This is a genomic window from Gardnerella sp. DNF01198P, from assembly GCF_049244165.1.
GTDB classification, from domain to species: domain Bacteria; phylum Actinomycetota; class Actinomycetes; order Actinomycetales; family Bifidobacteriaceae; genus Bifidobacterium; species Bifidobacterium swidsinskii.
In genome coordinates this window covers 833,557-856,420 of sequence record NZ_CP058382.1, presented here as the reverse complement: position 1 = coordinate 856,420, position 22,864 = coordinate 833,557, and the positions used below count along the sequence as shown (strand labels likewise).

Here is a 22,864-nt window from a genome sequence, read left to right as displayed (position 1 = left end):
TTGTTTCTAAATGTTTTTTATAAGACTTACTCATCTTTAGCCTCCTGTTCAATCAACGGGTAGATTCCGTGTTGTGTCATGAGGTGATAGATGAAAAGCCTGCCTTTCTGAGTCCAATAAGTATGCATTTTTGAGTGTGTAACACCATTAGAATCCTCGTATGTATTTGTGCGAGATTTCGTATATTCCTGATTGGCATACTTTTGATATAAAAGCCAAATATCAGACTGCTTATACTGCACACCGAGTTCATGCAAAAAGTTATTCATCCACTGTGCTGACTTGCCATAATCTTTTGCAATCACACGCATAGAGATTATGTCTTTGCATTTAAGCACAACATCGTAATAGCTGGCTTTTGGCTTAAGCTCAGCTATCTGCTGTTTTTGCACAGCAGTCGTAAGCTCTAACGCCTCTCTTTTAGCACGCTCTTCTTTCAATGCGTTAAAAACAGCGATAGCCATATCAGGATTGTTGATAAGCTCATCTGTCGCATACATACCGTGCTTACGGATACTCGGAAGAACCTGTGATGTAACCCATCGTTTAAACTTATGAGCTTTAGGAAGCTGACTTCTAAGAATAAGACTGTATAAACCAGACTCATTAATAACATACATTTCTCTGTTCTGACCTGAGTCGGTGAAACACCGAGTCAGCTTATCATCTTCATCTACATGCCTTTTCAGAGCATCAGATGTATCACGATAACCAAGAATCTCAGCCACATCCTTACCCACAAAATAAGGAATACCATCTACTACTGTTGTGCGAACAGATCCAAGCTCTACATTCTTAAAAACTTGTAACTCATTCATAAAATTACCTCCTATGATTTTTTCTGAAGGCGGTATTACCTTCTAAATCACAGGCAAAGAAAAAGAGCAGGTTTTTAACCCTGCTCCTAAAATTTTTTTAATCTTTTTTGTAAAACTCGCACTCGTAGCCGTCAGCTCGTAAAACAAGCCCTTCCGCCCAAGGTGGTGTTCTTCCCATGAGCTCACACACGCTTTGAACACTCACATTCTTATCGGTTTCGATAATGGCTTCATCATGCACGTGAGCGACGATGCGATATTCTTTCAGCGTTTGCATGGCGTAAAGTAGAATGTCACGAGCTATAGCTTGCGTAATGTTTTCCACGAATTTAGGCCCGTAGCTTTCCAGCCGCTCCCATTTTTTAGTAGACCCCACACCCTCATAGGTGACTGATTCACCACCGTACTTGTTTTCTTCCACGCGTGGCTTCACATAGTAAAGGCATCTTTTCGAAGGCAGTTTGATGATAAGAAACCCACTCTTGTAAGTGAACACTATATTGTGTGTTCGAACAGATGCGTGTTCGTGTACACACTGTTTTACCGCTCTGTCCACATCCCACCACAGTGAAACAATATGTGGATTAGCAGATCTCCAATCATTAACCAACTGTTGCAAATCATCTTCATGTAAACCCATATCAAGAGCGCCCATTGCCTTTAATGCTCCTACTGCACCACCGTAGCCGCAGTTATGCACGAGCTTTCCCGATACGGTAAAACGATGATTTGGTCCGGCATTTCGTATGTCATAAACTCGAGCCTTGCTTCGATTAAACGCCAGTTTTTTCTGTGTTGTTCTACAGCTGTATTTGCTCTTGATATGATTTCTTCTCTGCCTATTCCTTTCGATAGCATTCTTGTAACTACCGATCTTGCGTATGGCCAATATTGTTGCTCCCACCGTGTTAGGATAGCGTTCTGCTTGTTGTTTTGATTGACTATTCTTGGAACAAAGCGGATATTTCCTTTTTCGTAGTTGCCGTTTGTATTTATCCGATCTAATTCCCAGTCTTTTCGCACATTGTCTACCTCTTGTAAAATCCACAAGCCTGCTTCTAAAACAGAATGGAAGCACCACTTTATCCCTCTTGCACCATAGTTTTTGTAATTTGGATCTCTTGGATTGATGCATCGCTGTTTCGCAGCACTTAGCCGCTTTTCTAGCCATATTGGTATTTGTTTCGGCTGCGAGCAAGCTTGACACCCTTTTGATTTGCCCGACTTTAGACTGTTTAAGTCCTGCCATTGGACGCTTCCACACCCTACGCATTGTGTCAGTACATAACAGTGGTTTTGCTTTTGATTCCAGTGTTTCTCTGCACTGATGATTTTCACCCAGCCGTATTGTTCTCCGACCATCTCCGGTTTGTATGAGATGTGTTTTGCAGATGGCGGATTCAATAAACCGTATTGGCTTCGGTTTCCCTTTAACCCAGACGAGATGGTCTGGTGTTGCTCTAAGTCCTTCATACTCGATTACCTCCTTTACACCCTTAAAAACAACTCCGTTATGGTTGACCCAGTTTTCTCCGTCCCACACTTTTTGTTTTGTAGTGACTTCTTCAATTGGAACAAGCCCTTCATCTGTGAGTACAAGTTCACCTTCAGCAATACAAGCAAGTTCCGCGATCTTACCTTTCTGCCGCAAATGCCCGTTTACCCCGTGCTTTTCAACAGGCACGCTAAACATTTGAGATGCTGACGAGCAGTAAATGTCTTTACCTTCCGCGAATACTCGCATACGCCATTTTTCACCCGCAAGCCAAGCCAAGACTCTCGCTTCGATCGCTGAAAAGTCTGCAACAATAAACTTAAATCCCGTGCGTGGAATAAAAGCAGTGCGAATAAGCTGGGATAAGGTATCCGGAATATCCTCATAAAGCATTTCCAACGCTTCAACATTTCCCTGTTTAACAAGACTTCTAGCCTCCGCCAAATCAGGCAAATGATTTTGTGGCAGGTTTTGTAATTGCACGAGCCTTCCCGCAAATCTTCCTGTACGGTTTGCACCATAGAAGCGAAACATGCCACGCTCCCGACAATCCGTGCAGGCAGCGTTTTTCATCGCCGTATACTTTTTCACCGAGGATTTAGCAAGCTGCTGGCGAAGCCGTAAAACTTCCGCCAACTCTTTACCCACTGTTTTAAGCTCTTTAGCGACTTCTTTTTTACCAAGCGACTCCATTTCAAGACCATGCTTTTTAAGCCAAGAGCGCATTTGTAACACGGAGTTCGGGTTTTCTAAACCCGTAATATGCTTAAGCTCACTCATGAGATGCGTTTTCACCTCCTGGTCGAGTTTTATGGCTGATTCAACGAAAAGAGAATCTATTTCAATCCCACGGTCGTTAATAGTTTGGTCGAGATAAAACTCCTGCCATAAAAAGTCTGGCACGGGAAAGAGTGAGAGCTTTTCTTGAATACTCATCTCAACTTCCACATCACGCTTGTTATACGATTTAAACAGCTCCCACTTTTCCTTATCGTGAAAATACTTGTTTCTTGTTCTTCCACCGTTTACTTTCGTAGGATTACACGGCAGGCAGAAATATTTAATAAGATTCTTACCCTCAGTGAGTTTCTGCTTATCAAGCCCCAGTACTGCTCCCACGCTTTCAAGCGACATGGGAAGCCCCAGGGTGGCTGACCAGATCATTGTGCAATGCCAAGAGCTTGGGTTTAAAAACAAGCTTTCACTTTTCACTGTCTGACTAGGGTTAATATTGATGCCTTTATCTCGCAGGTAGCGTGATAAGCAGACTCTTTCAAACTGAGCGTTAAACGCCCACTTGGTTACTGTTTCATCTGTTAAAGCAGAAAGCACAACCTCGGGTATGGTTTCACCTTGCGCTAAATCAACGACCTGAACTTCACTACCGTCCACACTGTAACCAAAAAGCAGTATCTCAAAATCATCCGATTCTGCATACTTGTAAACACCACATTTACCAAGATTTACACTCGAAAACGTTTCTAAATCCACACTCAAATTTTCCAAATTACATCACCTCAAAGTTAATAAAAGAGGTGACAGAAAACCTGCCACCCCACTTATATAGAATCTTCTAAATCCTATTTTCAGGAATCTTCTAATTCCTATTTAGAATGTGTTTAATATCAACGTAAAGACTCACGAGTTTCTTTACCGTGAAATCAAGAAGTAATACTCCTATAAACACTGAAATAAAAACCGCTATAACAATTTCCATAATTAACTCACGCTCCTTATGCTAGAAAGTCATCATCTTCTAAAGTCGTAAAATCATCGGTTGCGAGGCTACGTCCGCCGAGTGGCTCACCGTCTCGAATTTTTTGAATATTGCAAAGACCGCAAGCAACTCCCTTATTACCGTTAGAGTTAAACGCGTAAAAGTTGATGGAAACCCTCGCATAGCAGCCTGAATACACTTCACTGCGATCCATGATTGGTTTTACCTGTTTGTCTACAATCTGCGGAGCCGTGGTTGAGTTCGCGTTAATAAAGTAATGTCCTTTATACGCTTCATCATCACGCTCAATATCCCCGTCCCTGAGCGGGAGTTTAATTGCTTGCTTGTTTGGTTTCTTACCGCCGAACTTGCCGACACCTTCCTCAATAGCAGCATCAATAGCTTTCTCAATAGCGTTTACTGTTTCAACATCACTTTTAGGGATAAGCAGTGAAACACTATATTTTTCAGGACCGCCGTTAATAGACTTTGGCTCCCAACCGTTAAAATAGGAAAGGCGTGTGTTTTTGCCGGTGATAACCTTCGTGTTATTTAATTTAGACATAGTACTAATTCTCCTTTTTGAATTCTTGATTTGCGTTTGAAACATTAACTTTTGCTCGCTTATCAGAGTCTGGTACGAGCGTAAGTTTCCCGGACGGTTTTATAATGAGGTCGCCCAGAATATCCTCAAATTTTTTCTTGCCCATCAGCTTTTGCATTTCTGTTAAACCAATAAGACTAGTTTTGAAAATGTCAGTAAAGCCTGCGGCTTTTGCTTTCTCAATAACCGCTGTCTCGTCCTTAAACTTTCGAACTGATCTGCCTTCTACGAGTTTGAAACCGCTCCACTCTTTGCCGTGGTTAATAGCGGAATCTGTGGCGTACGCTAAAACATCATCAGCCCACTTTGTTAACTGTGGGATAAGCGTGAGCACTTCTTCAATCTCACTATCTGTTAAAACAGATGGCTCTTTGAACTCAAGTTCTGCAAGTTTAAGGTTTTCTTCCGCACGTTTACGGCACGTAGCTTTTGCCCTGCAAAACCTGCACCAGTCACCTGCTTCAAATTCGCCTTCGCCTTTAATAGCAAGCTCTGCTTTTGGTTTAAGCACGCTTTCAGCCCAAGAGATAAGCTCCGTGACAGGTAGTGTGAAAGTTGATACGTTGTCTCGTCTTGGCTGAAAAATACTCATCTCAACGTTTTGTATCTCATACAAGCTGTCGAAAAGCGTTAAAGCTCCAAGCGCGTAGCATTTCATCTGCGGATTCTCGTAAGCATCAACCAGCATGCCTTGACCGTACTTAAAGTCGATAACCTGCAGCGTTTTTTCGCCTACAATAATGCAGTCCGCTGTTCCAAACCCTTCCGGCACGTAAGCTGAAAAATCAACTTTCTGCTCGATGAGAATAATAGGATCTTGACAGTTAAGTTTTGCCTGCTCATACTTTTCCAACACGAAATCCACGTAAGCATCCGAGCATTCCTGCATCTCGTTTGAGTCATACTCTGTTGACGGTTTTTCACACGGACGGTTAAGAAGCTTATTCAGCTTGTACTCACACCACGCATGTGCCGCCGTTCCTTCCTCAGCCGCCACAGAAGTAGTGTTTTCAAACTTTTCTTCTAAAACAGCACTCGGAGTACACTTAATCCACCTGTGAGCAGAAGATGGGGAAAGTAAAGCATGCTTAGTCACTTGTCATACCTTTCGCCTCTTCAAGAAGCTCAGCGTACTTACTTTCATCAAGTTCTGAAAGCCTGTTAGCCCCGAACTTGACGATAAGCGCTTTTACTTCCGCGGTTTTACCATGTTGGCTAAGCTTTGCTAAAACCGCTCGCACATCCTCTAAACTCACCTTTTTAACAGACTCCTTATTATTAAGAGCTGTTTCTTTACAACCAGCACCAGAAGCACCAGCATCATCAAATAGTGCTTTAAGATGAGCTGTTAAGTTTTCCAAGTCTTTGATGACTTCTCTCAATATTTCCTTGTTCACGGTTTTCCTCCTTAAACTTCTTTGACATCAACTGACTGAACGCTCTTTCCGGGATCTAATAGGTAGACTTGCGAGTAATCACCAAACAGCCAGCGGATAAAACGCTTAGGTAATCGCATCACAGCTCCACGTAGAACCTGTTTCTTCTCACCGTTTTCACCGGTGACGTTAATAACGATCTTGTGTTTCACGAGTTTTGCCTCCTTTCTGTAAGGGGTTTCTTCCTTACACATCACAGGCAAAGAAAAAGGAGGAGTTTTTAACCTCCTCCTAAAAAATTTCTAGAATTTTTTAACGCGTTTTTCTAAGCTTTTCGAGAGCCTTATCCAAATGCTTTTTCACGCCAGCAGACGAAATACCAAGCATGCTCGCAATCTCTGATTGAGTGTATCCTTCAACAAACATCAGTTTTACTACTTGACTCTGCTTATCTGTCAGCACTGAAAGCATAGATTCTGTTCTCTCTGACATTTCAAAACCATAATCGTTGGTAATAAAACCATAATCATCAGTAGTACTGAGAGCTTCAGCAAGATGACTTTTATCTACTTCAAGCTCACCATCTGCATCGAAGTCAAGCGAAAGATTATAGTTACGTGGAAAATGCTCTTCAGCAGCATACTCAACATCATCCTTGTTAGGCTCATAACCGTGCTTAAGATTAAAACGCCGGATATATTCTTCTTTCCACGCCCTAATCTCAGCTTTTTCTTCAGCAGTTCTACCTGGACGCAGGTTCTTATTGTTGTAATAAACTTCGCTATCATCCATTGAGTGAAGCATCTTAATATCCGCTTCAGTTACACCATTTTCGCCTGGCTTAATTTCGATAGTTTCTTCACTATAACTACCATCTTCATTACGAACACAACTTGTATACTTATATGTTGCTCGATCATTGCTATTAGTTTTGCGAGTCCTCATGCTCACCCTTCCCGCCTGCAGCGGTAGGGTGAAGACACATACAAAAAAGAGCCGATACTTTATGAAGTACCGACTCTAATACCTGAAAAACAGCCATAGTAGAATAGAGGTACTTCATAGGAGTCATGAAAAAACCATGAGGATCCTATTGACGTATCTCATCGCCCTATAGCTAATCAGGCTTTAACTGTTTATTAGTAGTGTCTTATTGATTAATCATTAACCACAATCTTGTTAATTGTTCCAAAAATTCTTATAACATTTACCCGCTCTTTCTTAAAACCCGTATCATGAGTGTAAAAAAGAGTGGAATAATCTCGTTTTTATAACAGTTTGACATGTAAAAACCACACTTGCCTTGAAAGCTACGTGCTTTGAGGTTTAAGCGTTAACAATGTTTTCACCCCCCTTCTCGTTAAAGAACACCCGTTTTAGAAAACAAAACGAGCATTAGCCACGCTCTAATAGAGTCCCAACCGTAGCTAATAAAGTCCCAACTGTATTTAATACAATCCCAACAAATCTAATATAATCCCAACCGTATTAATATCAGAAATCCTCACTCCGCAAAAAGTGTTATAGGCCTAACTACTTTTAGTATTACCGTTAGAGCTTCTGATTAAAACACTTCAGATAAAACGTTCAAGTTATTACTATGCTAAAAAGGCTCTTCAAAAACCTGACAAATACGCACATATACGAGGTCGTATACACGAGATTGCAGGGAAAGAGTATTGCATATTTTTTCATAGAAGCGTACAATAAGAGCAAGGTGTTTTACTATTGTAAAGATGCATAGTATGCCTTCTTATCGAGAAAGAGATATTATGAAAAATATAATAATGCGAAGTCTATCTGTAGTTGTTTCTGCTGCTTGTTTATTTACTTTTTCCCCATTGGCATTTGGACAAGATAATAATGAGAATTATCAGCAAAGACTGGGGGATATATCAACTTATCTGAATCACACACTCAGTGAAAAAGAAATTGATGAGCAGATAAAGGAGACCTCGCGTCGCACTGGTGAGAGCCCTGACTCGATTGCTAGTAGGGTGGAGAAATCGGTTCGTGATTCAGTGTTAGATACTGCGAGGTTCTCTGTAAGAAGTGGGAATACACAGTTACCAAGAGCTCGTCATACAGGAGATATTTTTGTTTCTAATAATTCATCATTTTTCGTTTGGAAGCATGGGCATACTGGAATTTATGTTAATCGTGATGATATTGTCGAAGCAGTAGGGATGTTCCAGAATGCTCATCGAGTATCAAGGAAAAATAGTGTCGCAGCCGGCGGTGCCTCTATTCTTGAAGTAAAAACTTCCCAGGGAAACCGCGATAAAGCGGCGCGTCGGGCAATTGGTTATATTGGTAGGGGTTACAATGCAGATATTACTGATACTAATAGAAATGATTGGGGAGGTCTTAACTGTTCTCAATTAGTGTGGGCTGCATATTATTATGGTGCTGGTATTGATTTGGATACTGGTAGTGGTGAATATGTGTGGCCATATGATATTAAAAATTCTGGATATGTTAGGGAATATCAATATGTTCAGTAGTTGAGGTGCGGTCATTATGTGGAAAAAATTTATTCATGAATCTGAAGCTCACAAGAGAGTGAATGATGATTATGTGCGTAATGCTGCACCTCAATCTTCATTCACAACTGGGAATAAAACTCATAGAGTAGTAGTCTGGATTTTCGGGGTTATAGGTATAATTGCTGTAATTGCAGCCGTTACTATAGGTGTCTTTCATTGGGTTTTATCGACAGAATATACAGTATCTGCTCATTCGGAGAAATTTGAAAATCTTCGGTTGCAGCATGCGGTTGTTGCAATCCCGCTGCATAACCCTCAGACATCTCTTATTCCCAATGGCAACGCATTTATGTCAATTGTTTATGAAGATGGCAGTTTTAAGCTGCATAAGGTGAGCAATATAGAAGGCCAAACGCCAATTTGGAATACTGAGGCGCTTCACTATACAGATTCCCGTGATAGTTATTTCATACCAGTGAACGCTGGAAAACCTACGGTAAACTCTATAGAAAAGGTGCAACGTCAGAATTTTGCATTTTCTCTTGCTAATGGCGGTTTTGTTGATCTGTATGACGAAAGCATGATGAAGCATAGAGGTAAAACAACATATAAGATTCTTTCTACGACTTCTAAAGGTGAGAGTAAGCAGCAAACAATACAATTTTCAGAGAGCCTATTTATTAAAACTTGTTCTACCTGTGGCAATCAAGCGTATGCAATTGCTCAAACAGACAAGCATGAAGTTGTATTGTATCGCATGGTCAATGAAGCAAATGTTGGCCTAAATGAGGTATCGCGGCACCATGAAAAAGACATGGTGGGTGAGCAATTATATCAAGGAGAAAATGAATCTACAGGAGTAATTGATGCTGCTTATAGCCCACGATGCAACAATGGTGTGATTACTTTCTTATATTCGTATGGTCCATCGTCTGCTCGCACAAAGGATATGGCAGTAGAACACAGCGATTCTGCTGATGATGTTAAAACTATTCAGGAACATTTTCTTGTGCGATGGGATGTGAAAACTGGTAAAATAACAACAATTCCATTGAAGAACAGCAAAGGTCAAGTGTTGTATGGTCCGACCACGGTCTCTTATGAGATTGCTGGTTACATAAACGCACAGGCATACGATGAAAAGCTTCTTCATATTGTTGATACCGAGAATGGACGAGTGTTTACTCTTGATACGCAAACAGGTGTTCTTCGCCGATTGTTAGATAAAACTACGCGTCAAGAGTCGTCAGCGGGCGTCAACTATCGTTTGCTGGTAGGAAACCATGAAATAGTTCGTATACCATCGATTATCGATACCTCTGATTTGAAAGATTTTGTTATCGAACGATTTGATAGGAAGACTGGAAAATTATTGAAAAAAATAAAAGTTAATAAAGATTTTCTCTATTTGACAGCTCAGAAAAATACGAATTTATATCCGGGAATTCCAGCTGTGAATCCAAAATGGTTGCAATGATCGGCAATTGACGTATTGGGCTTGATGCTCGTGAATGATTTTGCAGTGTCAAGCCCGATTTATTCTGTCGTGCGTGTAGGGGAAACTAAGGGTAAACGGCAAAAAAGTGTGTCTATTAGTCGGCGTGTCGTTAACGCATAGTCCCTTTTCTGATTGAAATATCTGGATGATAGTCAGCTTTACATAAGTCAAATCCAGTGTCTAAATGAGCTGGTCCAATTGGATTATCATCAATAATAATTTTTTTAGTTTTTGGTTTAAAACATTCAGAAGTTATAAATTGTTTAGGATTTGAAGGATTTTCACTATTGAAGTAACACCACTACTCTATAGCTCTCCGCATGTGATCTTCAGATAATCCTTTATGAACACTTACCAATTTCTTTATCTGTGAATTTATACCACCTTCTAAAGCATTAGTAGTACTAGGAATAGGAACGCTCGTTTTCTCTAATAGTAGAGGATCAAGAAAGGTAAATAGCGTACCATTTTTTAACTTGTCTAGCAAGCAGATTATAAGCTTTTCTTGCTGTCTGGTGCGTATACCACCATTGTTGATTACTTCTTACCCAAGAAGGAATATTTTCTTCAGAAACATTCCTACGGAACGTTTTTTGATTAAGCCAATCTTTCCACTGGTTATAAGATTTCTGTAGTAAATTAACCCATAAATCAGATTCTTTCAACGTTCTGATTTTAACTAACTTTTTAGCTAAACCCCACAAAGCCTTATGTGATTGCAGCCTAGGCTTGCTTGTAGTTAATACGCGTATATTACGTTTAACATGTACTAAACAGCGTTGTACTCGAGTCTCTGGCCAAACTTGTTTAATAGCGCTCAACGCTCCAGCGTTCCCATCAGTAATAACAACAGTAAGAGCTAATAAATTATTAAGTAAACTCTTATATGCTTCAGTATTTTCTCTAATGCAACAACTGGCAAAATAATTCCACTTAAGCAACGTATTGGACTTTTAGAGCGCAAGATTAGAGTAGTTAAAGAGAATAGTTATAATGAAACAGACTGGCTCAAATGGTCTAAACATGCATTTTTGAATCTATTTATGGTTTTTAATATCAAGAAGATAGCCTGATTCTGGCAAGAGAAAACCTTATTGCAACATAACTGGGGTACTACAGAAGAATTTTACGTCAAGCAATTGATTCTTATAATAACCACAGAGTTAAAATGGGGCTTAAAAGACAATTATGGAACATCGTACTATGGTTGCACAAAATGTCTAAAAATTGTCCTAAGCCCCTTTTGTTTTCAATGTCAAGTAATACTAAATGTTAAGCCTTTTTAGCTTAACTACAGCAAGTTTTCCTTGGTATTTCAACGATAACTCGGTTTTTTAGCACACTTTTTGCCGCTTACCCTCAAAAATAGTTCCTTCATTAGGCAACAACATCGTTGTCATCAAAGCAAGCATGAACGTAAACGGACCGAGCGCATTCCCATACGTTTTGAACATCACACCAAAATCATGGCCGTATACCACCATCGACAAGTAAAGGAACATAAAATTCACAGCTGTAAACATAACCAACTTCAGCACGAACATAAGAACCTTGTACATAAGAATATCCTCCTCACTTACTCCACGGAGTCGCACACCAAATAGGTTTAACACTCATCCTATTCCATAATTTTTTGCAATACAATTGTTGTTGTTATTTTTGATAACACATAAAATGTATAAGGTGTTCTAAGTTTTACTTGTAACAAATAGAAATAGGGTTATTCCCCAAAATACTAAATTATGCAAATAGACTACAATTAGAATACTCAAAATCACAACTACATCCCTAGTCTGTAGCATAGCTAGTGTTTGGTAACTGAGGCAAAACAACAAGCAAACCGGCAGTAAAAATCAGCGCAAGTATAGGCAAAAGTTGCCATTGAAGCAAAGATGAGAACACAAATCCAATCCAAGATCCGCTAGTAGCACCAATCGCAAACGCGAGGCGCACCCAACCAGAAAACTTAGCGAGAGTACTCCCCTTAAACAGAATCTGACGCGCAACAATAATCGGCTCTACTAGTAACATTCCACCAATCGATTCAAGGAAGAATGCAAACCACATCATTGGAAAAAGATTAATAAACATAAAGCAATAAGCAAGTAAGCTCACAGCAATACCTAAAATCGCTACTTTTCTTAAACCGAGTTTTTGAGAAGAGTGCGCATACAAAACGGATGCGAGCACGCTTCCTACACCAGTGAAAATATACAATATCGTTAAAGATTGAGAGCTATATTGCTTACCGATACCGAGAAGAATATAAGAAACAGAACATGCAGGAATAAAAGCAACCAAAAGAGATCCCAAAAGAAGCATGATTTTACTCTTGAGTAACGGATTCGTAGATTGCTTAGCTGTAGATTTGGAATCTGCTTTATTTTCCAGTTCAGTCTGCTTTTCTTGATTTTCTTGCGATTCTGACGATTCATTCTCTACATCTTGCAACGCTTCCTCTTCTGCACAAGACGCTCGCGATATATCTTGCTTCATAATAAATCGCGTAGCACAAGCCGCAAAAGAAGTCACGGACGAGAAAATCAAAACCGCAGGAATCGACCAGCTTGCAATCCAAGACCCAAGCGGCGAGCCAAGCAACGTTCCTGTAATACTCGCCAAAACGCTCACAATGCCGCTGTAGTTGACAATCATGCCGTCATCGCCGCCGGCAGCATCAACTTCAAAAACTTCGCTAGCAATATCAATCACTTGACCAGTAATCAACAATGCGCAAGAAAGAGCCACAAGCGACCACTTCCACGCAGGAGAGCCAAGCATAAGAAGCGGCAGCAAACTGAGCACGCCTTCTACGCCTTCAGTCATTGCAAGAGCGCGAAAACCGCCAAGCTTATCAACAATCCAACCAGAGCATGGCGAAAGAAAATCGGCAACCGTCATAAAAGTCTTACGAAAACCAATCACCCAAGCTGGCAAACCCACAATAATAATCGAAGGCAAAACCTAGCCTTCATACGCTTGATTGCCGAGCATAGAAAAATTGTCTTTTACTGGAGCAAGCGCTTCCAAGACTTTACCTTGCTCTTTCAAAGTTTTTTCACGATTTAATCGTTCGCGTTCTTCTCGCTCTGCGCGCAATTGTTCTTCGCGATTCACTCGCAATTGTTCTGCTTGCTGCGCTTTTAACAGCTCAGACTCCACAAATTTCAATCGTTCAGCAAGCTGCTCTGCTTGTGTGCGATATCGTATAGCCTGATTGCCATTTTCTTGTGCTTGAGCGCGCGCTTGCTCGTACTGCGAGCGTAATTCGTTAAATTCGCGCTGGTTTACGCCATTAGCGCCTTGCGTTCCAGAGTTGTGCTTAACAATAGCCAGCACAACAATGGCGGTGATTACAATAGCAACCACCATTAAAACAAGCATCACAATATTATCGAACATACGTTCTATTAAACACTATTGAGTTGACTTTTGAAATATAATTAGACGCGTCTTTTAAGCGCGTTCAAAATAAAGCAATCCACGTCCACATGTGCCACTCCATAGGCAAACTGCAATTACAGTAAGCACAACAACGACATATAACAATATGGATTGTCCAGGGATTACAGGCAAAGTTCCAGAAGGATACCATCGTAAAATCAATCCAATTTTACTTTGCAAACCTTGTGTGGCAATGTTCATCACCGCTAAAAAGACACCAAATGCAAGGCCGTAAAACCTTCCAAAACAGGCTAATCCAATCATTATGAGCACGATATCAATCCACGCATTACCTAAGATCATCTGCAATGTACTAAATAGCTGCAAGTCTATTATACGAACAATTAACACTGAAGCGCCGAATGAAACAAACAAACACAATAAAGCAGCACTCAATGCATATATTCGCAGCCTTTTCATCACGAAACGTTCCCACGATACCATAATCGGAGCAAGGCAAACGAATGCCGTGGTAATAAGCCCAACTACAATAACTTCATACAGAGGAACAACGAAATTAACAACACTACTGCCAGATTGACATTGAAACGTTATACCTTCTACCGCATTATGCACATTAGCAGAATCCGGCAAACAAATATTACCAACATAAACTGGCAACTGCGTTACAAATGATCTGAATATAATAAGCATTAAAGAGGGAAGGACTACGGACAATAAAATTGCAATAATTGCAAAAATATAATGCCTACCTTCAAGCCAAGCGCGAAAATTATTTTTCATGCTTATCACCAAGTTCCGATAAGACTTGTTGTGGAGTTATGCGGCATTGATTAAGTTCTTTAACATGATTTTTTACAAATTGCTTCAGCTTAGCATCATCAGCATTATTAATACTCATAGCCACTTTATCGTTTGCTTCACCTGGAATAAATCCATATGACCCATACACATCATTACTTATACGAGAAGGAAGCTGAGCAAGCAAAAATGCTGTAACAGAAGCGTTTGAATCAAGATTCTTTTTTACATATACTTCTTTCATAGCACTTGATGCACATTTTGCAGGCACAAATTTTTGTAACACTTCTTGAGCGATACCAGTCATATCACCATATTTCTCAGAACGCCTAACAAATGTATCTGTTTGTTGTTGAATAACAGTAGCTTTAAGATTACGTAACTTTATTAAACCACTATTAGTAAGATTCCAAGATTTTTCAGTATTTGTTGGAGTAAACGCATTTCCAAGCACAAGCACAATTCCTTTGCCTTGCGAATCTCTCTGATTCTTAGGAAACCAAGAAGCAACAGTTTTCAGATGTTTAACAGCACGAAGTTTACGAATATAAGCTTCTTCAGGATGTACACAAACAGAAAAAGCAGTATCTTTAAACGTCGTACACTGAGGCACAAAAGGTCCAGAGCGAATCCAAGGTTTTGGACCCCACATAGCTATACAACAAGCACATACTATTGGCATAATTAAAGAAATACTTATTGCTTTTATGCACCAATAAGATCCCTTTTGCCAAAAATATCTAATATGCGCGCAACAAAGAATGCATGAAACGATAACAACACACACAAAGAATATGCGCAAAGTCACCAACCATGGGTTCATACGCAAACCAGGCTCAGCACCAATACCAGCATCCGACACTGGAAGTATTGCATATAAACTACTACCCCAATATCTAGGAAAAATATCTCCCTGAGGTATGGTGCCATTATGCATTATAATGACACCATAAATACAGCACCAAATTATTGCAAAAGATAATAAAGCTGAGAATACAATTGCCCAACGATTGCCAATAATTACTCCTAAAGCAAAACCAATTGCAAAAAATGCACTTGGCGTCACGCCTCCACATAATAGTGGAAAATACGGAAAATTTGTAATATTTACATCACTCTGAATTACTGTTGGCAATATACTTACGCAATATAACAAACTGCACAGTATAGCGCCTTTTAGTATAGGAATAGCGTAACGACTGGCTGATTTTCCTGCACACCACGCAGAATTAACCAAACATCTAGGCGAGCAAGCTTTACATGAACACCATGCGCCAAAAATGCAAGCAACAATATCAGACAAACAATGCATCCACGTGACATCAATTCTTAACCAAAGCGCATAATTATTATTATGCGCTAAAAAATTTGCCACACCCAAAAAAATAGGATATGCAATCAAAAATAAGCTAAAAATACAACTGCTTATTAGAGATAATGGGTACATAATACGTGAAATAATTGTGCACTTCTTATGACTTTTCGTAAAAAATCTGAATTCAGTTAAAAAGTTAGAATATTGACGCATATTTAATCACATCCCTACTTGCTACCACATTAACGAAATAAGAAACTATACATATCTAGTTACTGCTACTACTAATTTTTATGAAATTTAGATAGCAAATGCCTATACCCTGATTCCCATGGAGTTACCATAAGATCTTCACGATTAGCATATTGAAGAAGATTATCCATTTTCCCATCAAGCAATATAATTCCTTCATTAAGAACTATAACCCGATCCGCAATTACTGCTAAATCTTCTACTAAATGTGTACTGACAATAATAGTATGCTTTTGCGAATAAGACTTAAGAAAATTACGAATATCAATACGCTGCTCAGGATCTAAACCAACAGTAGGCTCATCAAGTATTAGTACTGCAGGCTGACTAGCAATCACACAAGCAATACCAGCACGCTGACGCTGACCTCCTGATATTTTAGCAACTATGCGATGTGCTTGTTTTTCCAAGCCAACCTGTTTGAGAGCATTCCAAGCAGCCTGATACGCAGCGTTCCACGATAAACCTCGCGCCCATGCGGCATATTGAACATTTTTTAACACACTCGATGCATTCATAAGTTCAAATGATTGTGGCAAATAACCAATATTTGACCGAGCTTTAGCCCTTTCCGCACGATCAGTTACGTCAAAGCCATGAACAAAAAGTTTCCCACTAGAGGGAGCATAAATCGTCGCTATAACGTTAAGCAGAGTAGTTTTCCCAGCACCATTTGGCCCCAAAAGACCACATATGCCAAAAGATAAATCTATAGAAAGATTATGCAAAATTTGTTTTTTCCCATACGAAAAATTCACATTAACAAGTTGCACATCTGAGCACGTATATGATTCTTGCATATCTCACCACTTAATAACTAGACTACTTACCTACAACTTCGTATATTTTCTCTGTCTATTCCAACTACAGAACCACTCATCTGAGCATAAGCTGACATTGGCATAGCATAAGCAATAGTAGAACGCGCAACTATTGCAAATCCTTCCTTTGCGAACATATTCGTATCTCCATTTTCAATCTGCTTCATAACGTATTCAGCCTTGAATACATACACGCATTTTATAATAATTCAATATAAAAAAAATAGATTTTTACAAAAACCAATTAAAATTTTAAAAGATACGCATATTCGATAATGCCAATTATCAGCAATAACTCGAAAAATTAAGGGGGAATTCCACCTTTTTATTTCAAGTTCATTCTACAAATATTTTTTATTTAGATAAAAAAATAGCGTGCTGTCTACTGGGGAATAATCCAACAAACAGCACGCTTTGTTTTATTTGACTACATTGAAGAATGCAGGCACTACGCAATCTTTAGGGTCACATGGTCGCTAGTATTCTCACAATCCGCAACTACGCGTGCACCATCATGCACCTTTCCAGAAAGCAACAATCGCGCAAGTTGATCGCCAATTTCCGTTTGAACCAATCTACGCAACGGACGAGCACCATAAACTGGATCATAGCCATGCTCCGCAAGCCAAGCGCGAGCAGAATCACTCACATCCAAGCTAATACGGCGGTCGCTCAAGCGTGCAGCCACTTGACGAACTTGAATATCCACAATTCCACCAAGCTCTTCGCGGCTCAACGGATGGAACATAACAAGCTCATCCAAACGGTTAATGAACTCTGGCTTAAACTCAGCGTGAACAGCGTTCATAACAGCCTTGCGTTTAGCAGCATCGTCCAAGCCTTCTTGTACAAGGAATTGCGAACCCAAGTTTGATGTCATAATCAAAATCGTATTCGTAAAATCAACCGTTCTACCTTGTCCGTCAGTCAAACGACCATCGTCCAAAACCTGCAACAAAACGTCGAATACTTCTGGATGTGCCTTCTCGACTTCGTCAAAAAGCACTACAGAATACGGACGTCTACGCACAGCTTCAGTAAGCTGGCCGCCTTCCTCGTAGCCAATGTAACCAGGAGCAGCACCGATAAGCCGCGATACGGAAGCCTTTTCCATGTACTCGCTCATATCAATGCGAACCATTGCACGCTCGTCGTCAAACAAAAAGTCAGCAAGAGCCTTAGCAAGCTCCGTCTTACCAACGCCAGTAGGACCCAAGAACAAGAAGGAACCAGTTGGGCGATTCGGGTCTGCAATTCCAGCACGGCTTCTGCGCACAGCATCCGCTATAGCCTGAATTGCTTCACTTTGACCAACCACACGCTTAGAAAGCTCCTTTTCCATGTTGAGCAGCTTCTCATTTTCGCCTTGCATCAAGCGACCAACAGGAATGCCCGTCCATTCGCTAACGACTCCTGCAATAGAATCAGCATCAACCTGATCCGGAACCATTGGCTCTTTCGCTTCACTTTTAGCATTAGCAGCCTGCGATTCCGCTTCTTCCAAAGCTTTTTGAATGCTTGGGATTTCGCCATACAAAATACGGCTTGCTTGTTCCAAATTGCCTTCACGCGTGAATTTGTCGGCTTCTACGCGCTTAGCATCGAGTTGCGCTCGCAAATCACCAACCTTGTTGTGACCAGCCTTTTCCGCATCCCAACGCGCTTTCAATCCAGCAAGCTTTTCGCGCGAGTTAGCTAATTCTTCTTGCAACTTTTCTAAGCGTTCGCGCGCAGCAGCATCTTCCGCTTTCTTTAATTGCATTTCCTCCATTTCAAGACGCGTAACTTTGCGCTGCAATTCATCGATTTCTTCTGGCTGAGAATCAAGCTCCATACGCAAGTGAGCTGCCGCTTCATCCACCAAATCAATCGCCTTATCTGGAAGCTGACGACCGGTAATATAGCGGTTTGAAAGCGTTGCTGCAGCTACGATTGCATCGTCACTAATCGTCACCTTGTGGTGCGCTTCGTAACGTTGCTTAAGTCCACGCAAAATCGTCACCGTATCTTCAACAGATGGCTCGCCAACAAACACTTGCTGGAATCTGCGTTCAAGCGCAGAATCCTTTTCAATATGCTCACGATACTCGTTAAGCGTAGTCGCGCCAACCAAGCGCAGCTCACCGCGCGCAAGCATTGGCTTAAGCATATTGCCAGCATCCATTGAACCTTCTGCAGATCCCGCGCCAACAACAGTGTGAATTTCGTCAATAAACGTAATAATTTGACCGTCTGATTGTTGAATTTCCTTCAACACTGCTTTTAAGCGTTCCTCAAACTCGCCGCGATACTTCGAACCTGCAACCATCGAAGCCAAGTCAAGACTGATAAGACGCTTGTTTTGCAAAGTCGTAGGCACATCCCCTGCAACGATTCGCTGAGCTAATCCTTCTACAACTGCCGTTTTTCCAACGCCCGGCTCGCCAATCAGCACAGGATTATTCTTCGTGCGGCGAGAAAGAATCTGAATCACGCGGCGAATCTCCTGGTCTCGTCCAATTACTGGGTCGAGCTTTCCTTCGCGAGCGCGCGCAGTCATATCAACAGAATACTTTTCGAGTGCTTTGTAGTTGCCTTCCGCGTCTGGGCTTGTAACTTTTGTGCCTCCGCGTACAGTTGGCACAGCTTTTCGCAACGCGTCTGCGGAAACGTTGTGCTTTTTGAAAATATCCGCAACTGCATTCGGCGCGCTCGCAACTATGCCAATAAGCATGTGCTCCGTAGAAACGTATTCGTCTCCCATTGCGCGCATTTCTTTTTCTGCCTGGCTTAGCGCAGCCAAAAGCTGACGGCTTGCATCTGGCTTAGTTGTAGTTGAGCCAGTAGATGAAGGCAATGACACTAATGCGTTGCGAATTTCAGCACCGATTTGTTGCGCATCTGCCCCCGTTTGCGCAATAAGCGCGCGAACGACGCCCTGCTCTTGACGAAGTAAAGCATCCACCAAATGCAAAGTGTCAACTTGCGCGTTGCCAGCTGCAGCCGCACTTTGCACAGCATCACTTAATGCGTCTTGCGCTAAGGTTGTAAACTTTTGTTCCATATCTACCTCACTTCCACGAAAGCTGTAAAACACATTTCAGTTAAGTCAAATCGCTGCAACTTTTGTTGCAACCTTTATTGCAACTCTCGTTGCAATTTCAAGCTTTTTGACGATACTTTCGAGTTCTAACGAGCTTTCACTTTCATGTATCTGATACGTATAACAGATTTTTCTATAACTTTATTCCTAAAACTTGAGTGTACTAGACTCAAGTTTTGAAATCAAGATTAAGGGCTATTCCCTAAAATCAATCACATGTTGCATATTTAAGGTGAAATTGCAATGTTTTACGAATATTTTATAGACTGACTTCTGCAAATAATCTACAATATAAATATATCGTCGGCGACATATTACAGGTAAAATTATCCACAATAACAATGAGGCTATTATGAATAAGAAACTTTTTAAAACAATTACAATTGCAGCTGTTTTATGCGTACTATGGCCTACATCTTCCGCTTTTGCCAAAGAATCATATGATGATAAATTATCAAATTTTGCAAATGCGTTACCCTATTACGTAAATAAAGAAAAGCTAGATAAAAGCGTGCAAGAAATAGCTCAATATCATCATTGGAGCAAAGAAAAAGCGCTCGATGCAGAAATGGAATTATTGCAAAATCCAAATATCAATAAATACCAACAAGATAAATCTTCCAGCCAAGCAACTATAGCGCTACCAAACGCTCAACATCGTGGTGATTTTTATTTCACTCCTGCAGGACTACATGGTCACACAGACATTTACTCGCAAAAAAATAAAATTGTTGAGGCAGTAGGACCAGGAGAAGTAGCTAGAGAAAAACTAGCTTCCGAGACTCTTGTAGCTCCAGGAGCAATAATACGTTCTGTTAATACATCTAATGCCAATAGAGCAAAAGCTGCAGATCGAGCTCGAACTTATATCGGTCGTGGATATAATAGTGCTTTCTTCCAACCGCATAAAAACGACTGGGGAGGACTACATTGCGCGCAATTAGTCTGGGCTTCTTATAAATATGGCGCTGGAATAGACATTGACGATGGCGACGATGAACTCGTCTGGCCTTGGGATCTTGAAAAAACAACAAAAGCCACAACATACAGAAAGCTTTGATGACAAGATGAAACAATTAAGCAAGAAGATAATTATTGTTTTACTGTGCTTTTCTGCCACCGTCATCGCATCAGCTATATTGTTTCTACTGTTTTGGCAGCAGATGCCTACACAAATTAGTTATAAACAAGCAAATCTTTCACATGCCGTTGGCGCTGTGGCAATAAGTGACATGACTGCCGGCAAAGAGAAGAAGCGAGATGGATTCATCGTATTACTCAACAACGATGGAACTTCTCAAACTATTACCACTTCTGCCATTGAATCTCCTAGCATATTATGGAACACTGATGGTTTGTATTTCGTAGATGCTAAATTTGACTATTTCCTTGCCCAAAAAAGTAACATGCGTATTGCAATTAAACATCACAAAAAATTACCTGCTGCACAAGCTGGAATTTTTGAAAATAATCAGCACGAAGTTATTAGTGTTCTTGACCACGGTTTTACTCGCACTAGGAAAAATCAACTCGAATTCAATAGTATTACCCTTGGCAAACCGCGAAATACAGATATTATGCAATCACGTATATATGATGTATCGAGCGCTTGCGAGAGTGGCACGTACACCATTAGCCCCAGCGACAATGGAACTAATAGTTTTAATGGAACAAATGGATTCGTAATAAAAAAACTCCAAGATTCAATACCCGTAAAACATATACTCAAAAATTCTGAAACGACGGTACATAGTTTTTCTACGATAGGAAACGATACAGCTCCTTGCATTCGCAACACCATCATTTCGATTGGAGACACAACGGAATATAAAAAAGACGATCCTGAATTTACTTTCACCACGTACGGTATTAATCGGTGGAATACGCAATCAGGAAAATTTGATTTTATACCGCTAACCTTGCAAAATAAGCGCATAGCCTATAACTATGGGGAAAAACACGATTTTGAAAATATTTCATATGGGAATAGGACAATGCTCAATGATCGCGAGCTCTTAGCACTCGACCAAGGCACAGGCGTGCTGTATAAAATTAATACAATTACTGGGAAAACGCAAATTACATTTACCATCCCAGTAAATACTTCAAGCAAGTTCAATCCAAAAAGATATTGGATGCAAACCACTAAAAATGCTATAGCAATTTTAGATAACGCAAATGGAGAAAAGACACCACAATCTACATTGTATTTTCTTAACAAAAAGAATTTCAAACTACAACAAACTGTGCATTTTGATAACACAACAAGTAATCTTCTTGCTGGGAAAGTAGATGGATGTCATTTCAGCGATTTTGCAATTAATCCACAAATGTAGACGATTTGCCAAATTACAGTTTGACGAACTGAAAAATTGAATACTAAATTTGTAAGACGATAGAAAAAAGAAAAAATCTATCGTCTTTTTTCTTGCCTAATTTCCCTATGTTTTGCGATCAATAAATAGAGAAAACTCACTAATTAGCGAACTAGTATTTCATCATACTGTGCATTAATCGTGCTTAATTAACATTTCCTAACTTCTAGCTGGGTGCAAAGTGTGTGCACTTTTTAACGTTAACATCCTGTGCACTCGACCCTAGAGCGTTGACATGTTTCCTTATACAGCAAAATTGCACTCAAAAACCGCGAAAACCCAGCTTAAAGCTGCTTCGCATTAAACCTTTTAACGATAGCCCTCGCTAAGCCTTGTTACACAAGGGCAAACTTGCACCCACCTATTAAGCCTTTGACATCAATACGACACTCTCGACGTGGTGAGTGTTGGGATATATAACACAGAAAGCAATAGTTTCAGAGTTCAGAAGGAAAAGTTTCATTGCACACAAGAGTTAAGAAACTGACCAAACATACATGCCAACAGATTTGCGCAAAGCTCATGACGAGCTAGATAAAATAGTAGATGTTGCTTTTGGTGCTACAAAGCCTTGCTCTAATAACGACGAGCGCCTAGAAATTCTCTTCAAATCCTATATTCGCATGACTAAGGAATGAATTTAATATAAGCAAACCTATAAAACGAAAAACCAATCTGTAGTTTCTACAAGTCAGGATTTATATTAAGAAGTGTTGATTGCTGTTAGCAGAGGGTCACAAGTTTTGTGTGACCTTCTAGCATATTCATTCTTCTGAAACAATACGCAGTTGAATTGTGAAACTCGTAACTGAACCTTTT

At 40.3% G+C, this 22,864-nt stretch carries 20 protein-coding genes and 1 pseudogene; 5 read left to right on the top strand and 16 right to left on the bottom strand.

Features of this window, described 5'->3' with window-relative positions:
• Positions 1–26: 26 nt before the first annotated feature.
• From HXT44_RS03675 to HXT44_RS03645, 7 genes are all read right to left on the bottom strand, one after another.
• Positions 27–818, bottom strand: coding sequence for a phage antirepressor (locus HXT44_RS03675; protein ID WP_420028014.1), 792 nt, complete (start codon positions 816–818; stop codon positions 27–29).
• A gap of 97 nt (positions 819–915) precedes the next feature.
• Positions 916–3,819, bottom strand: a complete 2,904-nt coding sequence (locus tag HXT44_RS03670; protein ID WP_421782485.1) for a DNA polymerase — start codon at positions 3,817–3,819, stop codon at positions 916–918.
• 227 nt (positions 3,820–4,046) lie between these two features.
• A complete protein-coding gene (locus tag HXT44_RS03665; protein ID WP_421782483.1) occupies positions 4,047–4,595 on the bottom strand; it encodes a DUF2815 family protein in 549 nt (182 codons plus the stop codon).
• A gap of 4 nt (positions 4,596–4,599) precedes the next feature.
• Entirely contained in the window at positions 4,600–5,730 is a 1,131-nt protein-coding gene (locus tag HXT44_RS03660; RefSeq protein ID WP_421782481.1) for a DUF2800 domain-containing protein, read from the bottom strand.
• A complete protein-coding gene (locus HXT44_RS03655; RefSeq protein WP_410309497.1) occupies positions 5,723–6,031 on the bottom strand; it encodes a hypothetical protein in 309 nt (102 codons plus the stop codon). The genes HXT44_RS03660 and HXT44_RS03655 overlap by 8 nt, the downstream gene beginning before the upstream one ends.
• A gap of 11 nt (positions 6,032–6,042) precedes the next feature.
• Positions 6,043–6,264 carry a hypothetical protein gene (locus HXT44_RS03650; protein WP_103084943.1) on the bottom strand — a complete coding sequence of 74 codons (222 nt, stop codon included), beginning with the start codon at positions 6,262–6,264 and terminating at the stop codon, positions 6,043–6,045.
• Between the two features lie 58 nt (positions 6,265–6,322).
• Positions 6,323–6,955 carry a sigma-70 family RNA polymerase sigma factor gene (locus HXT44_RS03645; RefSeq protein ID WP_421782479.1) on the bottom strand — a complete coding sequence of 211 codons (633 nt, stop codon included), beginning with the start codon at positions 6,953–6,955 and terminating at the stop codon, positions 6,323–6,325.
• Between the two features lie 800 nt (positions 6,956–7,755).
• Here HXT44_RS03645 and HXT44_RS03640 point away from each other — a divergent pair.
• Positions 7,756–8,514 (top strand): hypothetical protein, encoded by a 759-nt coding sequence (locus tag HXT44_RS03640; protein WP_004114709.1) that lies wholly within the window; start codon positions 7,756–7,758, stop codon positions 8,512–8,514.
• Between the two features lie 16 nt (positions 8,515–8,530).
• Positions 8,531–9,973: a hypothetical protein gene (locus HXT44_RS03635; RefSeq protein ID WP_004114707.1), complete on the top strand. Its 1,443-nt coding sequence runs from the start codon at positions 8,531–8,533 to the stop codon at positions 9,971–9,973.
• Positions 9,974–10,103: 130 nt separating this feature from the next.
• On the opposite strand, the pseudogene HXT44_RS03630 reads toward HXT44_RS03635, so the two are convergent.
• The 9 genes and pseudogenes from HXT44_RS03630 to clpB all read right to left on the bottom strand — a co-directional run.
• Positions 10,104–10,905, bottom strand: a pseudogene (locus HXT44_RS03630) (transposase); the annotation flags it as partial.
• A gap of 423 nt (positions 10,906–11,328) precedes the next feature.
• On the bottom strand, positions 11,329–11,553 hold the full coding sequence (locus HXT44_RS03625; RefSeq protein WP_004114701.1) for a hypothetical protein: 225 nt from the start codon (positions 11,551–11,553) through the stop codon (positions 11,329–11,331).
• A 229-nt stretch (positions 11,554–11,782) separates the two neighbouring features.
• Entirely contained in the window at positions 11,783–12,955 is a 1,173-nt protein-coding gene (locus tag HXT44_RS03620) for an MFS transporter (protein WP_421783197.1), read from the bottom strand.
• Positions 12,956–12,958: 3 nt separating this feature from the next.
• Positions 12,959–13,396 (bottom strand): hypothetical protein, encoded by a 438-nt coding sequence (locus HXT44_RS03615; RefSeq protein ID WP_415693525.1) that lies wholly within the window; start codon positions 13,394–13,396, stop codon positions 12,959–12,961.
• Between the two features lie 54 nt (positions 13,397–13,450).
• Complete coding sequence (locus tag HXT44_RS03610) at positions 13,451–14,182, bottom strand: hypothetical protein (protein WP_421783195.1); 732 nt, start codon at positions 14,180–14,182, stop codon at positions 13,451–13,453.
• Positions 14,172–15,266, bottom strand: a complete 1,095-nt coding sequence (locus HXT44_RS03605) for a hypothetical protein (protein ID WP_102155790.1) — start codon at positions 15,264–15,266, stop codon at positions 14,172–14,174. Before HXT44_RS03605 ends, HXT44_RS03610 begins: the two co-directional genes overlap by 11 nt.
• A 533-nt stretch (positions 15,267–15,799) precedes the next feature.
• Complete coding sequence (locus HXT44_RS03600; RefSeq protein WP_421782907.1) at positions 15,800–16,567, bottom strand: ABC transporter ATP-binding protein; 768 nt, start codon at positions 16,565–16,567, stop codon at positions 15,800–15,802.
• A 26-nt stretch (positions 16,568–16,593) separates the two neighbouring features.
• Complete coding sequence (locus HXT44_RS03595; RefSeq protein WP_004136515.1) at positions 16,594–16,755, bottom strand: hypothetical protein; 162 nt, start codon at positions 16,753–16,755, stop codon at positions 16,594–16,596.
• A gap of 281 nt (positions 16,756–17,036) precedes the next feature.
• Positions 17,037–19,631 (bottom strand): ATP-dependent chaperone ClpB, encoded by a 2,595-nt coding sequence (gene clpB, locus HXT44_RS03590; RefSeq protein ID WP_421782905.1) that lies wholly within the window; start codon positions 19,629–19,631, stop codon positions 17,037–17,039.
• Positions 19,632–20,022: 391 nt separating this feature from the next.
• Between clpB and HXT44_RS03585 the strand changes: the two genes are divergently transcribed.
• From HXT44_RS03585 to HXT44_RS03575, 3 genes are all read left to right on the top strand, one after another.
• Positions 20,023–20,730: a cell wall hydrolase gene (locus tag HXT44_RS03585; RefSeq protein ID WP_421782903.1), complete on the top strand. Its 708-nt coding sequence runs from the start codon at positions 20,023–20,025 to the stop codon at positions 20,728–20,730.
• Positions 20,666–22,006, top strand: coding sequence for a hypothetical protein (locus HXT44_RS03580; protein ID WP_421782901.1), 1,341 nt, complete (start codon positions 20,666–20,668; stop codon positions 22,004–22,006). The genes HXT44_RS03585 and HXT44_RS03580 overlap by 65 nt, the downstream gene beginning before the upstream one ends.
• 536 nt (positions 22,007–22,542) lie before the next feature.
• Positions 22,543–22,683, top strand: coding sequence for a type IIL restriction-modification enzyme MmeI (locus HXT44_RS03575; RefSeq protein WP_012914143.1), 141 nt, complete (start codon positions 22,543–22,545; stop codon positions 22,681–22,683).
• The last annotated feature ends 181 nt before the right edge of the window (positions 22,684–22,864 follow it).